Annotated in this window: 13 protein-coding genes and 6 tRNA genes; 4 read left to right on the plus strand and 15 right to left on the minus strand. The window is 41.1% G+C overall.

What is annotated here, in order from left to right; all coding sequences use genetic code 11:
• The 8 genes from HZA77_12775 to pabB all read right to left on the minus strand — a co-directional run.
• Positions 1-300 (minus strand): 50S ribosome-binding GTPase (locus tag HZA77_12775; protein MBI5376307.1); only part of this gene is annotated, 300 nt, incomplete at its 3' end.
• 51 nt (positions 301-351) lie between these two features.
• Positions 352-424 (minus strand) — tRNA-Thr (locus tag HZA77_12780).
• 27 nt (positions 425-451) lie between these two features.
• A tRNA-Gly gene (locus HZA77_12785) sits at positions 452-525 on the minus strand.
• A 69-nt stretch (positions 526-594) separates the two neighbouring features.
• A tRNA-Tyr gene (locus tag HZA77_12790) sits at positions 595-677 on the minus strand.
• Positions 678-739: 62 nt separating this feature from the next.
• Positions 740-811, minus strand: a tRNA-Thr gene (locus tag HZA77_12795).
• A gap of 230 nt (positions 812-1041) precedes the next feature.
• A complete protein-coding gene (locus HZA77_12800; protein ID MBI5376308.1) occupies positions 1042-1674 on the minus strand; it encodes a nucleotidyl transferase AbiEii/AbiGii toxin family protein in 633 nt (210 codons plus the stop codon).
• Positions 1675-1953: 279 nt separating this feature from the next.
• A complete protein-coding gene (locus HZA77_12805) occupies positions 1954-2811 on the minus strand; it encodes an aminotransferase class IV family protein (protein MBI5376309.1) in 858 nt (285 codons plus the stop codon).
• 99 nt (positions 2812-2910) lie between these two features.
• Complete coding sequence (gene pabB, locus HZA77_12810) at positions 2911-4299, minus strand: aminodeoxychorismate synthase component I (protein MBI5376310.1); 1389 nt, start codon at positions 4297-4299, stop codon at positions 2911-2913.
• A gap of 50 nt (positions 4300-4349) precedes the next feature.
• Between pabB and HZA77_12815 the strand changes: the two genes are divergently transcribed.
• The 3 genes from HZA77_12815 to HZA77_12825 all read left to right on the plus strand — a co-directional run bounded on the left by HZA77_12815 (position 4350) and on the right by HZA77_12825 (position 5669).
• Complete coding sequence (locus tag HZA77_12815) at positions 4350-4838, plus strand: Mut7-C RNAse domain-containing protein (protein ID MBI5376311.1); 489 nt, start codon at positions 4350-4352, stop codon at positions 4836-4838.
• A gap of 139 nt (positions 4839-4977) precedes the next feature.
• The gene (locus tag HZA77_12820) at positions 4978-5370 is read left to right on the plus strand and encodes a HEPN domain-containing protein (GenBank protein MBI5376312.1); all 393 of its coding nucleotides are present in this window, start codon (positions 4978-4980) and stop codon (positions 5368-5370) included.
• The gene (locus tag HZA77_12825) at positions 5343-5669 is read left to right on the plus strand and encodes a nucleotidyltransferase domain-containing protein (protein ID MBI5376313.1); all 327 of its coding nucleotides are present in this window, start codon (positions 5343-5345) and stop codon (positions 5667-5669) included. Before HZA77_12820 ends, HZA77_12825 begins: the two co-directional genes overlap by 28 nt.
• A 37-nt stretch (positions 5670-5706) precedes the next feature.
• Here HZA77_12825 and HZA77_12830 read toward each other — a convergent pair whose 3' ends face one another.
• The 3 genes from HZA77_12830 to HZA77_12840 all read right to left on the minus strand — a co-directional run bounded on the left by HZA77_12830 (position 5707) and on the right by HZA77_12840 (position 11483).
• Positions 5707-7974 carry a beta-propeller domain-containing protein gene (locus tag HZA77_12830; GenBank protein MBI5376314.1) on the minus strand — a complete coding sequence of 756 codons (2268 nt, stop codon included), beginning with the start codon at positions 7972-7974 and terminating at the stop codon, positions 5707-5709.
• Between the two features lie 31 nt (positions 7975-8005).
• The gene (locus tag HZA77_12835; protein MBI5376315.1) at positions 8006-11086 is read right to left on the minus strand and encodes a hypothetical protein; all 3081 of its coding nucleotides are present in this window, start codon (positions 11084-11086) and stop codon (positions 8006-8008) included.
• 163 nt (positions 11087-11249) lie between these two features.
• Positions 11250-11483, minus strand: coding sequence for a hypothetical protein (locus tag HZA77_12840; GenBank protein MBI5376316.1), 234 nt, complete (start codon positions 11481-11483; stop codon positions 11250-11252).
• 110 nt (positions 11484-11593) lie between these two features.
• On the opposite strand from HZA77_12840, the gene HZA77_12845 reads away from it, so the two are divergent.
• Positions 11594-13375 (plus strand): diguanylate cyclase, encoded by a 1782-nt coding sequence (locus HZA77_12845; protein ID MBI5376317.1) that lies wholly within the window; start codon positions 11594-11596, stop codon positions 13373-13375.
• A gap of 105 nt (positions 13376-13480) precedes the next feature.
• Here the strand turns inward: HZA77_12845 and HZA77_12850 are convergent, their stop codons facing one another.
• From HZA77_12850 to HZA77_12865, 4 genes are all read right to left on the minus strand, one after another.
• Entirely contained in the window at positions 13481-14482 is a 1002-nt protein-coding gene (locus HZA77_12850) for an agmatine deiminase family protein (protein MBI5376318.1), read from the minus strand.
• 46 nt (positions 14483-14528) lie between these two features.
• The gene (locus HZA77_12855) at positions 14529-15401 is read right to left on the minus strand and encodes a carbon-nitrogen hydrolase (GenBank protein MBI5376319.1); all 873 of its coding nucleotides are present in this window, start codon (positions 15399-15401) and stop codon (positions 14529-14531) included.
• 19 nt (positions 15402-15420) lie between these two features.
• A tRNA-Arg gene (locus HZA77_12860) sits at positions 15421-15494 on the minus strand.
• A 152-nt stretch (positions 15495-15646) separates the two neighbouring features.
• A tRNA-Ser gene (locus HZA77_12865) sits at positions 15647-15736 on the minus strand.
• Between the last annotated feature and the right edge of the window lie 31 nt (positions 15737-15767).

Consider the following 15767-nt stretch of genomic DNA (forward strand, 5'->3'; position numbering starts at 1 on the left):
ATCCATCTGGGCTGCTCCTGTTATCATGTTCTTTACGTAATCTGCATGACCGGGGCAGTCAACATGTGCATAGTGGCGATTGTCTGTCTGGTACTCAACGTGTGCTGTAGCGATCGTTATTCCGCGCTCCCTCTCTTCCGGGGCCTTGTCTATCTGATCAAAGGGAACGTAGCTGCCTCCACCCTTTACGCTCAGCACCTTAGTTATCGCACTCGTCAATGTCGTCTTACCATGATCTATATGTCCTATCGTACCCACATTCAAATGCGGCTTCGTACGCTCAAATTTCTCTTTTCCCATCTCTCCCTCCCTCCTAAAAAATTCTATTTTATGAAATCCGTTTCTTTATCAAGCCCACGACCGGACTTGAACCGGTGACCTCTTCCTTACCAAGGAAGTGCTCCACCACCTGAGCTACGTGGGCACCTCATAAAAATCATCCTTCTCCGAAAGCGGGAAACGGGATTCGAACCCGCGACCCTCAACTTGGAAGGCTGATGCTCTAGCCAACTGAGCTATTCCCGCAAAACCAAAAACTTCTTTAAATCAAATTTAAAAAGAATCAGAAAATCACTTCTTCGTTTTCTTTTGTAATGGGGAGGGGAGGATTCGAACCTCCGAAGGACTTCGCCGGCAGATTTACAGTCTGCTGCCTTTGGCCGCTCGGCAACCTCCCCTTACCAGACAGAAAATTTACTTTAGATGGCTTCATACTTTGGCATGGAGCTCGGTTAGTTCAAGCCGATGAGAGGACTTGAACCTCCAACCTGCTGATTACAAATCAGCTGCTCTGCCATTGAGCTACATCGGCATCACACACTCCACCTGTCTGATTCCTCAAGTAAAACTCGCTATATAGTATCAATAATCAGATGTTGTCAAGCAGAATTTATTGAAAAATTTGTTTATTTAAACTCGTTAACAATAGGCAATAAAATCTGCAAAATGTTGAAAAATGAAATATCATATAAATTCTGTATAGTATAATTGATTATTATGCTTAAAGACTGGAAGATAAAATAGGGAAATGCCACTTTGAAGTTACATCTTTGTTTTCTTATCCGGAAATCGCTTGGCTTCGCTTATTATTTTTTTCTTAACATTATCCCATGTTGCAGATTTTAGCATAACAGGCATTGGTTCTTCCTCAGCATCATCAAAAAAAACCAGACTTTTTAAAATATGCATCTTGTTATATTTTATCCCGCTATATTTTTTTTCAAAAAATCCAAGCATCTCTTCCAAAGAATATTTTTTCAGCAGAAAATAAAGATCAATAAAATCTTTTTTGCTGCCTCGTGAAGAAATTGCAGCTATTTTCATAGCCGCGATATCCCGTATATCCGCTAATTTTATTTTCCCGAAATCAACCAGAGGATAAAGGCTCTCGTAGTCGTAACGGAAAAAACTGATTTTAACTCCGTCTAAAACCCCATCCAAAGTTTTTTCATCCTCATAGCTCATCAGATATTTGCCGGAGGCTGATAATTCTCTTTTGATGTCAGCCGCTGAAAAAGAATGGTTCGAAAAAAAATCCAGATCAAGCGATTTTCTGTGCCCCATTTGAATCGCCAGAGATGTCCCACCAGCCAGATAAAAACCAAGAATAAAGCTGTGTGAGCCTATATTCTCCAGGACGCGCTTTGTTTTTTGATTGATTGCTTCGGTGTGCATTCAGGTTTTTTAATATTAAAATAAACACAAAAAAAATTACTGGATTTGGCGTCCAGTCTTGACATCTTTTTCAGGAAAATATTCCTTACTTCTTCATTCCCGTAGAATTTCACTGCCCAGCGGAAATCATCAACATCTCCCCGGGACAAAATTCTCCCTACAATAAAATCTTTGTTTTTTATTAAATCAGTTTTTTTATAATCAATATCCCAGAAAAGATATGGTTTCTTAAATATGTCCATATTTTATATTATAGTATAAGCAAGTTCTAATTCCAACTTAAAATCCAAATATCAAACCATCAAGATAGGCTTTGTGGAGTGATTGAGTTATCGTCCCCGGCTTGCCGTCGCCGGTTTTTTTACCGTCAATTTTCGTTATTGGCATAATTTCTGCAATACTGTTTGTCATGAAGCATTCCTCTGCGTTATTCAGGCTGCCAATCCGGTATTTCCCCTCTTTTACTTTAATCCCGAGTTTCTCTGCCGCATCTATCACCGCTTCCCGCGTAATCCCCGGCAGGATATCGCAGTCAAGAGACGGTGTGTAGAGAATCCCTTTTTTCACAAAGAAAAGATTCCCCACAGATGTCTCACAAAGATACTCTTTGATATTTAACATGATCGCCTCATCAGCACATTTAGCAGATGCTTCAAGTCTTGCAGCAATATTGTTAAGATAATTATGGGTCTTAAATCCTGAATCAAGGCAGACTGACGGGACTTTCATTGTATTAACCACAACTGCGCTCATTCCATCGCTGTAGAACTTTTCAGGATAGAATCTGGAAGCTGAAGCAGTAATGACAATACGGGGAACTTCTTTTCCTGTCACAGCAACCCCGCCCTCTGAATCTCCCCTTGTTATCATTATCTTTATGCAGGCATCAGCGAGCTTGTTTGCTTTAAGAAGCCTGATGATTTTCCCACTGATAGTTTTTTCAGAAACCCTGCAATTTATCTTAAGCCCATTAAGGGAATTATTTAACCTTTCAACATGACGTCCAAGAAAAGGCACTTTGCCGCCATATGAACGCATTGTCTCAAACACGGCATCTCCATAGAGGAACGCGCGGTCTGAAATCGGTATAAATGCTTTCTTTTCATCAACAAGTTTTTCACTAACGAGAACTTTCATAAGTCGCTCCATACTGCGTTGTTAATGATTGTCTTGGCAGTTCCTGCGGCAGGCACCTGCTGTTTAGTGCCAGAGCAGGACTGCCAAGACATAATAAATTTATTTGAGCGCTTCAAGAAGCGACTCCGCCTTATACATCGTCTCCATATATTCCTTCTCAGGGTTTGAATCAGCGACTATGGCGCCACCGACCTGAAGGTATGCTTTTCCGCGCCAGAAAACAAGAGTCCTTATGATAATATTTAAATCCATATCACCGTTAAAAGAAATATATCCCAGCGACCCTGAATATATCCCTCTGCGCACCGGCTCAAGCTCTTCTATTATCTGCATTGCCCTTATCTTTGGTGTGCCTGTCATGGAGCCTCCGGGGAAACATGCCCTGATACAGTCAAAAGCATCCTTACCTTTTGAAAGTTTCCCGCTTATAGTTGATACCATCTGGAACACTCTGGAATAACCTTCAATCTCCATCAGCTTTTCCGCCTTCACGGAACCAAAATCACAGACCCTTCCGATATCATTGCGGGAAAGATCAACTATCATTATATTCTCAGCGCGGTTCTTCACACTGCTGCCAAGCTTCTCACTTAGCCTTTTGTCCTGAGCTATTGTCTTTCCTCTCGGCATCGTTCCCTTGATAGGTCTTGTTTCTAGATTATCACCCCGCAGTGAGAGAAACCTTTCAGGCGATGCGGAAACTATTGTGAGCTTTCCAAATTTCATATAGGCGGCAAAAGGAGTCGGGTCCCCTGCTCTCAATGACAAATAAACATCCCATGGTTTTTTACTGCATTCAATCTCCATCCTGTGCGAGAGATTCACTTCATAGATATCACCGGCGCTGATATATTTCTTAGCCTTCTTTATTGAAGCAAGATAATCCTTTTTATCTGTAAGATATTTTTTTCTAACAATCCCTTTGCCACTCATCTTTTTAGTCTTAAGATTTTCAGCCTTAAGACAGCTTTTTAAAGACAGTGCCTTTTCATAAGCGGCTTTCAGGGCATCAAACTTCTCTTCAGCTCTCTTCGCGCTTACAATGGGAAGAGCGAAGATAAAGAGACTGTCATTAATATGGTCAAACACTGCGCCGCTATCCATGAACATAAAATAAAGGTCAGGCAACACCGGCCTGTCTGGGTGAAAGGGTTTTACTTTTTCTTCAAGGGTGGAGTTTAGGTTATATCCCAGAAAACCTACGGCGCCGCCATTGTATGGAATACCCGGAATGGTTTCCGCCTCTCTGTACTTATTAAAAAAAGTTTTCAGCGCATGAAGCGGGGCGCCTGCACTTCCTCCCTTACCTTTTAATGTAAAAAAAGGGTTCGCCCCCATTATGGAATATCTGGAGAGATTCCCGTGCGGCATCCCTGATTCAAGAAGAAAACAATGTTCCGCGCTTCGAATCTGGTTAAACAATTCATGTGGACTGATGCCCGGAGATTTTATCGCAAGTATAAATTTTTTCCCGCTCCCTCTTGACAAAGCTTTCTCCAATAAGAGAATGAATATTAGACATCCAAGGCGGAAACATTATGTCAAACCATAGTGAAGTTCAATTGAAATTTCTCGCTGATTCAATGCTTGGCAAACTTGCGCGCTGGCTCCGCATGGCAGGATTCGATGCAGATTACCGGAAGGGAAGCGATTTCAGCGCATTCTTAAGGATTGCAAGGGAAGAAAAAAGGATAGTCCTCACACGGGATACAAAGTTTCTTAAAATATATTCTCCGCCTGAGTTTTTCTTTATTGAAGATGATGCTGTTGAAAAGCAGTTCAGGGCTGTTGCCACAAAGTTCAGACTTACGGTTAACGTTGATAAGCTGTGCAGGTGCCTTTACTGCAACATCCCTGTTGAAGCGGTATCGCGTGAAAATGTGTATGGCAAAGTCCCTGATTATATCTATGACAACATTCTTCATTTTACAAAATGCCCTGCCTGTTCGCGCATCTATTGGGAGGGGTCACATGTAACAAAGCTTCGTAAACGGCTGCTGAACGCTTTTAGCAAATGCAATATTTAACATGATGCTTCGTTAGTAGTCGCTTCGCATTTCCTCACATTGAGGTAAGCTCTATCTTCTCGATTTTTAAATAGATTTTGACATAACAACAATCAGCAAGATATTATTAATTAAATAAGGATTATTACTAAAAGTGATTATGGATATTGAGCAAAATATCAAATACTGGCTTCAATCAGCTGCGCATGACCTTGAAGCTGCAGAGACACTCTACCAAAATGGCAAATACGACTGGTGTCTGTTCTTAGGGCATCTAGTTATTGAAAAAACAATCAAGGCTTTTTATCTACGGGATAATAAGGATTCTCCTCCAAAGATTCACAACATATTAAGACTGGCAGAACAAACTGCTTTGCCCTTGTCTGACGAGCAAAAACAATTATTAATGAAAATAAACGATTTTAATATTGAGGCAAGATATCCTGACCAAAAATTCAGTTTCTATAAATTATGCACAATAGAATTTGCAGAAGAATATTTTACAAAAATAAAGGGTATGCATTCATGGCTGCTATCACAGATAAAGCCGTAGAAGTGTTGGAAGGATTTCTCAAGACATTAAAAGATGCAAATATCAGGATTGAAAAAGCACTGCTATTTGGTTCTTATGTTAGGGGGAATGCAGGCAAATGGAGTGATATTGATGTCGCCATTGTTTCACCGGATTTTTCGGGCATTCCATTTTACGACAGAGAAATGCTAATCCCTTTTCAATTAAAGACAGATTCAAGAATAGAGGTGCATCCGTTCAGACCTGAAGATTTCACCGAGGATAATGGATTTGTAAAAGAGATTATAAAAAATGGGTTTGAACTGAAAGAGATAAGTTAATTAATGCACACAGAAAATATAGCTGAAATAATGATTTCTACTTAACCGTAACCTTCCCTGTCACGCCGACGTTGTTGTTCTCATTTTCTTCGACTATGATGCTCCCGCTGTCGCAAAAGGCTTTGATATAATATTTTCCTTTTGGCACACTCATTGGCACTTTCCATTTGAGGGTGACCTTTGCAGATTTTCCTTTTTTGAGTGCCTTAATAGATTTCGAGTTAATCCAAATATCTGAACTAACTGAACCGGGGTTTTTGTTATTGTTCTTGGATAAATAGAAATCAACACCAGAAACTTCTGCCGCGGCTTTGCCTTTATTTTTAACCGTAGCCGTTAAGAAATAACTATTTCCTTTTTTCAGCGTCTTTGAAGCTTTAATATTCGTTACAGTTAGATCAGGGAAATTTGCCTCTATATTAGACACCTTAATTATACGAAGCCCGCCAGAACCATCAGCAATATAAACCTTGGAACCAGAGACAAATACTTTCCGTGCATCACCGGGTGTATTATATGTTCCAAGCAACTTAGGAGAAGACGGATCTGATACGTCTATTATCTGAAGACCTGAAAGACTATAATCTCCTTCTACAGCCACGTAGGCAGTAGTGCCTGAAACATATATATCATTAGCCCAGCCAGATATGGCATATGAACCAAGAAACTCAATTGAAGTAGGATCTGATACATCCATTATCCTAAGACCTCCAGAACCAGCCACATATGCAGTCGTGCCTGAAACAAATACGTCATACCCCAAATAAGCAGTTGTATCGTATGAACCTTGAAACACAAGCGAAGCAGGGTTAGATACATCAATTATCTCAAGTCCATAACCAGACACATATGCTATATTACCTGATACATAAAGCCCCTGAGCAGAGCTATGAGTACCGAAGTATGAACCGAGTGGCAACGGCGTTGAAGGATCTGATACATCTATTACCTGAAGAGCTGATTCACCATCTACTGCATAAACTATATTACCGGAAACAGATAGATCAGAAACAGACATATCATACGACCCACGAAATACCAGAGAAGCAGGGTTCAGCATATCTATTATATTAAGACCATAACCAAAATCACCAACCACATACGCCGTATTAGCGGAAACAGATACACCATCAACTGAGCTATAAATACTACCAAGTGACACCGGTGAAGTTGGATTTGATACATCTATTATTTGAAAACCTAACTTATCATCAGACACATATGCTGTTTCACCGGAAACATATACATCATTAGATTTACCGGGAAGCTCAATGTACGAACCGCTTAACACAGGATTTGAAACATCGGATACATCTATTATCTGAAGACCTCTCGAAGAGCTATTATAATATCCGCCTCCGCAAGCCACATATACAGTCGTTCCCAACACATATGCAACAGAAGTTGTACCAGGCGTATCGTATGATGAAACTTCAGCAGGCAAATATGGATTTGATACGTCAATTATTATCTGACGACTTGGCGCCCAATAGTCTTCATAATCTTTATAAGCCAAATATACCATTGTACCGGAAACATATACTTCACTGGCAGTGGAGTAAGAAGGATTGTATGAACCAAGAAAGCGCGGAGAAGATATATCTGATATGCCGATTATCTGAAGACCTGAAGTGCCATCAGCTACATATGCTGTGCTCCCTAATACATAAACACTATTGGCTTGCCCCGGCGTATCGTATGTCCCAACAAGGATAGGAGAAGATGACACTGATACATCTATAATCTGAAGCCCTGAAGTATAATCAGCCACATATGCCCTTGTATCAAGAACATATACACCCCATGCAGAACCAGGAGTATCATATGTCCCAAGAAGCAACGGAGAAGAGGGGTTTGATACATCAATTATCTGAAGGCCTGAACTCCCGTCAGCTATATATGCCTTAGTCCCCAAAACATATACTCCCTGAGCAGAGCCGGGTGTATCGTATGAACCAAGCAAAACCGGAGAAGAGGGATCTGATACATCAAAAATCATCAACCCTGATGAAGAACCTAACAAATATAACGTGTTGCTGGAAACAAAAACACTTATTGCTCTATCCTGAGTCCCATATGTTCCAACCTTCGTGGGAGCGGACGGATTTGAAACGTTAAACACAATCAAACCATTTGACGTTGCAACATAGGCATAACTTCCGCTTACTACTACATCATTATAATCTGTTGTGCCTCCATAAAAACCCAAAGATTTAATATTTACCCCTGCACCGAAGGAATTGAATGCAAGTGCGATGAAGACAATGACAAACAAAACAAATTTTTTGTTTGGAAAAATTTTCACAATCTCCTTTCTATTACAGATAGAAGAAATCCTATTTAACCGTAACCTTCCCTGACACGGCGACGTTGTTGTTCTCGTCTGATTCGACTATGGTGCCGCCGCTGTCACAGAAGGCTTTGATATAGTATTTTCCTTTGGGCACAGTCTTTGGCACGTTCCATTTCAGGGTGACCTTTGTGGACTTTCCCTTTTTGATTGCCTTAATAGATTTCGAGTTAATCCAAATATCTGAAATTACTGATTCAGGATCTTTGTTATTGTTCTTAGATAAATAGAAATCAACACCAGAAACTTCAGCAACGGCTTTCCCTTTATTTTTAACCATAGCCGTCAATGAATAACTGCTATCCCGCACTAGGCTCTTTGGTGCTTTAACATTCGTTACAGCAAGGTCAGGGAAATTCTTGTCTATATTAGACACCTTAATTATACGAAGACCGCCGGAACCATCAGCAATATAAACCTTGGAACCAGAAACAAAGATCTTCTGGGCATTGCCTGGTGTATCGTATGAACCAAGCAACTTGGGATAAGTGGGGTCTGACACATCTATTATCTGAAGACCTGCACTGTCATTAGCTACATATGCCGTAGTCCCGGAAACATATACATCCTTGGGATTACCTGAGGCATAGTAAGCCCCAAGAAACACAGGCGAAGAGGAATTTGATACATCTACTATCTGAAGACCTTCGCTACCAGCTACATATGCCTTTTTACCTGCAACATATACGGCTTTAGCAGAGCTATGCGGACCAAAGTACGAACCGAGAAGTAGAGGTAATGATGGATCAGACACATCTATTATCTGAAGCGCTGAATCACCATCCACCAAATATGCTTTTGTACCGGAAACCTTAACATCTAAAAATTGTAAATAATCTTTAGGCTCGTAATTAGGCGCATAATATGAACTACGAAAGACCATGGAAGCAGGCGTGGATATATCAATTATATCAAGCCCGTTATAATCAGTCACATATGCCTTTTCCCCGTTTACATATACTCCATAAGCATTTTTAGGTGTGACAAATTCTCCAAGCGAAACCGGCAAAGATGGAACTGATATGTCTATTGCCAGAAGACCTGATTTGTTATCCGCTACATATGCGGTAGTTCCGAAAACATATACACCCTGTGCATAGCCTGGGGTATCGTATGACCCAACGATAACAGGAAGAGATGGCTCTGACACATCTATTATCTGAAGACCTGAATCACCGTCAGCCACATAGGCTGTCGTTCCGGATACATAAACATTCCGGGCAGTGCTTGGCTCCGGACTGTTGTATGACCCAAGCAACACAGGGGGAGAAAAACCTGATAAGCCTATTATCTGAAGACCTGAATCCCAATCAGCGACATAGGCTGTAGTTCCGGATATATATACTCCTCCGTTAGCACCGCTGGATGTATCGTATATCCAAATAAGAGCCGGAGAGGATGGATCTGATACATCTATTATCTGGAAACCATCACTACCGGACATATATGCCATAGTGCCGGAAACATAGACTCCGTTAGCACTGCCGGATGTATAGTATGAGCCAAGAAGTTCCGGAGATGACGGATCTGATACGTCTAATATTGTAAGACCATCACCTCCAACCACATATGCCATAGTTCCGGATACATAGACACCACGAGACCAAGAATCCGTTATATCGTATGAACCAAGAAGCACTGGCGAAGACGGTTCTGATACATCTATTATCTGAAGACCTGAATAACTATCAGCCACATATGCCGTTGTACCGGAAACATATACACCACAAGCCTTACCAGATGTATTATATATTCCAATAAGAACAGGAGAAGATGGATTTGATACATCTATTACCTGAAGACCTGAAGAACCATTTGCCACATAAGCAATAGTCCCGGACACATAGACATCATAAGCAAGATCAGATGCAGAGGCATGGTATGAACCAAGAAGAACAGGAGAAGACGGATTTGATACATCTATTACCCGAAGACCTGAAGAACCATTTGCTACATATGCTATAGCGCCTGAAATATAGACACCATTAGCATAACCGGATGTATTGTAGGAACCAAGAAGAACAGGTAAAGATGGATTTGATACATCTATTATCTGAAGCGAAAAATAATCAGCCACATAGGCTGTTGTACTCGATACATATACATCTTCTGCATTAAACTTATATGAACCACTCAACGCAGGTGGAGAAACATCTGATACGTCTAATATTTTAAGACCATAACCTCCGGCCACATATGCAGTAGTTCCGGAGACATATACTCCGTTAGCACTGCCGGACGTATCGTATGAGCCAAGAAGAACAGGTGAAGATGGATTGGATATATCGATTATCTGAAGGCCTGCAGAACTATCTGCTACATATGCCGTGGTACCGACAATATAGACATCATAAGCACGACCAGGTGTATTGTAGGAACCAAGAAGAACAGGTGAAGACGGTTCTGATGCATCTATTATCTGAAGACCTGAATAACTATCAGCTACATAGGCCGTTGTGCCTGAAATATAGACACCATTAGCATAGCCGGACGTATCGTATGACCCAATCAACACTGGCAAAGATGGATTTAATACATCTATTATCTGAAGACCTTTATTATTATCAGCCACAAAGACCGTAGTACCGGAAACATATAAACCATTAGCAGTACCGGGTGTATCATATGAACCTAGAAAAAAGGGAGAAGAGGAATTAAACACATCTATTATCTGAAGACCTGATTCACCATCAGCTAAATATGCCTTAGCAGCCACAACATAGACACCCTCAGCAATCCCCGGTGAATCGTATGACCCAAGAAGAGATGGAGAAGAGGGATTGGACACATCGAGAATTATTAACCCTGCTGACTGTGCTGCCAGATATACTGTGGTGCCGGAAATAAAAATGCCTGTTGCTTCATCTTTGGTTCCATAGATTCCAACCTTGATAGGGACTGAAGAATTTGAAATATCAAACACAACCAAGCCATTTGACATGGCAACATAAGCATAATTGCCGCTAACTACAATATCATTATAATTTCTTCCTCCTAAAAATCCTAGGGTTTTAATATCAACACCTGCTCCAAATGAATTGAATGCAAGAGAGATGAAGACAAGCATAAACAAAACAAATCTTTTGGCTGGTAGCATCATAAGATTATTAATTATTTAAATAAAGTGATTGGAATGAGCTTCAACTTTATTAAGTATTATACAATTTTAAAAAAAAACAATCATTTTCTAAAACAACATTGGGAAATTTAAGCGGATTTTGTGCAGTTAACTATTTTTCTGCCAATTCAGAAATCTTTTCTTTTATCTTCTCTATAACTTCCTCAAATTCGTCTTTTTTGAAAAAGAGTTCTTTGTCTATCAAATGACCTGAGAGGAAATTCCCATCATAGATAATGTTGCGCAGGGTAAATCTAGTGACACCAAGAAGATGTGCGGCGTCTGTGAGGCTTATGAAATTTTTCATTGTTACGTCTGTCATGGTAACGCGCACTATATCTTCCATAGATTAACCGGTCAAGAAATAAAGGCAGCAGGTTGACAGATTGCTTAACAGATTGATAGACAGTAGACTAAGTCTAATAGTAAAATAGAAAAAAAGTTGGGGGAGAACATTTGATAAACAACAGATCGCAATGGCTGTACCGTCTTAGAACCAAACTTATCTTTGGACTTTTTGCCATATTCGCAGCGTCTCTTATAACTTCAATGTTATGGATCGGATATTTTCAGAAGATCGCTCTGCTTAATGACTCCTCCCTTGAAGCCTCGGCAACCAGCGAGACTTTAAAATCTATCCTCAAACTCCAGATGCTGAAAACTTCTGAAGATGTTCTGCAACGAACCCTTGAGGAGTCTGTAGAGAATAACCAGCTCCTGCGGGTGAATATCATAAATAAAGAGGGAGTAATAAAATATTCGTCTATAAAAAAAGAGGTGGGGACCGTAATTTCCAAAAGCGATGAAACCTGTGCAGGCTGTCATGGGGACAATGGCTCCATAAAACCCACTACACAGACCATCCTTGTCCAAAAGGACGGAGCAAACCGATTTTTAAGAAGCGTGAGTCCCATATGGAACGAGAAAGAATGTGCAAAATGCCACGGCACTGAAAACAAATTTCTCGGAATACTCCTTACCGAAAAATCCGTGGAGAGAACATTCACTCTTATATCATCAGTTCAGAAAAGATTACTCTTCTCAGCTCTCATTGCATCTGTTTTTATGATTGTCATCATTTCCATAGTAACTGAGAAGTTCGTAACTAAACCCATTGCAAACCTGTTAAACGGCACACGCGAAATAAGACGGGGGAATTACTCTGCCCGGATTGAATACAGCGGGCGCGGCGAGCTTGCAGAGCTTTCAGAGGCTTTCAACAATATGTCCGCAGACATAAGAACCAATATCGAAGAAATAAAGAGCATGACTTCGCAGCTTAATCTTCTTTATACAATCGTTGAGCGGTTAAGCAAGACAATAGACCTTAAAGAACTCAAGTACATAATCGTTGATCTTATAAATGATGTTTTAAAAGCCAACACTACCATGCTTGTAACCGAATCCGGACAAGATGAAACATTCGAAATCATGATAAAAAATAAAGATGGAGATGCGCCGGAAAATCATCTGTACACTTTGAAGCCAAATGGAAATCCTCCATTCAAAGGGCTTACAAATGAGATGCTGAAAAATCTTAAAAAGAAGGGGTCTCTCGACGCTTATTTAACTGAAGAGAATCACATCGTTTATCTGCCTCTCGGAATAAGGGACCAGAATCTCGGGCTTCTCGTTGTCATGAAGACCGATAAAAACTTCAGGGATTCTGACAGGGAGCTCATTAACGCCTTAAGGAACCATGCCTCTGTTGCATTTGAAAATGCATTCCTCTATACCATGGCAATAACTGATGAGCTGACAGGGGTTTATACTATCAGGCATTTCCACTCAAGGATGGAAGAGCAGATAAACAAGTTCAACAGATATGGACAGAAGTTTGCCATGCTGATGCTCGACATAGATAACTTTAAAAAAGTCAACGACAATTATGGACATCCTGTCGGCGACACAGTTCTTATGAAAGTTGCAGAAACAATCAAAACATCAATACGGAATATTGATCTTCCTTTCAGATATGGAGGAGAGGAATTCGCAGTCATACTGCCGGAAACATCAACAAATGCGGCTGCTACCGTTGCAGAAAGAATAAGAAAAAACGTCAACGAGATGATCATTCAGACTGACGATGATCTTAAACTCTCAGTGACTGTCAGTATTGGTGTTTCTGCATGCCCAAAGAACGGCACCATCATACGCGACATTGTGACAAAAGCTGACGATGCCCTTTATAATGCTAAGGAGACGGGGAAGAACAGAGTCTGCATCTCAGAATCTTAAATCTTAAAGGGGACGCAACCCTTTTTATAATCTTAAATCTTAAAGGGGACGCAACCCTTTTTATAGCTTTCTGATGTGAAGAAGTAAAAAAGGGTTGCGTCCCCTTTAAGGCTGCTGTTGACTGATACAATGAAGGGTCCCAAGTCCGTAAACTAAATCCCGACAGTTGATTCCAACAACCTTTCTTAACGGAAAAAGTTCCTGCAAAATCCTAAGCGCTTTTTCATCATTCTCATGTCCAAAGACCGGCACAAGGACAACTTTGTTTCCAATATAAAAATTAGCATAGCTTGCCGGAAGCCTTCCCTCTTCGTCGCCAATGAAACCGGGCATGGGGAGCTTCACAAGTTTAAGCTTGTTGCCGTCCTGATCAGTTGAGTTCTGGAGGATCTCAAAGTTCTTTTTAAGGAGTTCATGGTTTTCATCATTCTCATCATCTTCGAAGGCGTATACAACCGTCTGAGAGCTAATGAACCTCGCAATATCATCTATATGCCCGTCGGTGTCATCCCCCACTATTCCATCCTTGAGCCATATCACATGCCTTACGCCTAGATAATCTTTAAGATATTTTTCTATCTCACTGCGGGAAAGATGGGGGTTTCGGTTTGTGTTAAGAAGGCATTGCTCTGTTGTAAGCAATGTTCCTTTGCCATTTACATCAATGGAACCGCCTTCAAGTGTTATGCCGGGTGTAAAACATGGGATTTTCATGGCGCTATTTATTACCGAAGGAATCACTGTGTCCTTCATCAATGTCTCATATTTTCCACCCCATGCATCAAAGCGCCAGTGAACCATGGCGAGTTTTTTCTCGGTGTCATTTACAATAAAAATTGGCCCATAATCTCTAAACCAGACATCTGCGTAGTCATAAATATGGAAGTTGATTCTTTCAAGATTTGTCTTTTTTTCTTTTAGCAATCCAATTGCGCGTTCTTTCATCGAGCTGTCTTTTATAAATAGATTTACTACCTCGCTCTCATGGATAGCATGGATTATCTGTGAATAAATCTCCTCCGCCCTTTCAATCCTGTCAGGAAAAGTTATCGGGTCATGCGGCCAGGAAAGCCATATTGAGCTATGTCTTTCCCATTCTGCAGGCATACGATAGCCAAGTTCAGAAGGTGTTTTACTCATTTGGAGAGAATCCTCATTTAATCTTCTTTGTGATCTTTTTCACAATAGATTTATACATCGCAGGCCTCCTGTTCTTAAGGAAGCCCCATCCGTCACGTATCTGCTTATTTTTTGCAAGGTCAACTTCAACAACAATCGTCTCTTCCTTTGTGGCGCTTCCTCTCTTTAATACAGTGCCGAATGAATCGGAGATGAAGGATTGCCCCCAGAACTTAAGGCTCCCTTCCGTACCTACACGGTTCACCGCCGCTACATGCACTCCGTTTGCAATTGAGTGTCCGCGCTGTATCGTTTCCCATGCATCGTGCCAGTCGCCGTCAGCAGAGTTATGTCCCCTGATGAAGCCGATAGCTGTCGGATAAAAAATAATCTCTGCTCCCTGAAGGGCTGTTATTCTCGCTGCCTCGGTGAACCACTGGTCATAACAGATGAGCACGCCAACGGTCGCATACTTTGTCTTAAATACTCCGTAGCCCTTATTGCCCGGCTCGAAATATGTTTTCTCATAAAAAAGAGGATCATGGGGAATGTGGATCTTCCGGTATGTGCCTATGATTTTTCCGTCAGCATCTATGACAGCGGCAGAGTTGTAGAATTTTCCGTTTGCACCTTTTTCATAAATAGGGGCGATTATTACAATTTTAAGCTTCTTTGCCAGAGCAGAAAGCGTTGAAGTAATTTTCCCGGGAATAGGCTCTGCAAATCTGGCGGCATTGATTTTATCTTCCTGCGGGAAATAAATGGTGTTAAAAAGCTCCTGCAGGCATATGATCTTTGCACCTTTTCCTGCGGCTTCCTTTATTTTGACAATGGCCTTACTCAGATTTGCCGCAACATCATTGCCGGACTTTGTTTGAACAAGACCAATCTTAATTTTTTTTTTCATATCATTGATAAAAGAGGAACGCGCCCAGGAGGATTTGAACCCCCAGCCTACAGATCCGTAGTCTGTCGCTCTATCCAGTTGAGCTATGGGCGCAGAGCCAAAGCCAAGATTTGGCATCATGCTTTGTCATCAGCCGGTTTGCAAATACTCACATACAGAAAGTATGCTCCGTTTTGCTCACCGACTGCTTCCTCGCCTGCTACTCAAACCTTGGCTTTGGTAAAGAATATTCACCAAAATTACAACGGAGAGGCAGGGATTCGAACCCTGGGTACCAGTCTCCCGGTACAGACGCTTAGCAGGCGCCTGCCTTCAGCCGGCTCGGCCACCTCTCCAAGTGATTTAATTAAATGCGACTTTCTTCTA

It is taken from the genome of Candidatus Schekmanbacteria bacterium (genome assembly GCA_016219965.1).
Classification (GTDB): Bacteria; Schekmanbacteria; GWA2-38-11; order GWA2-38-11; family J061; genus JACRJM01.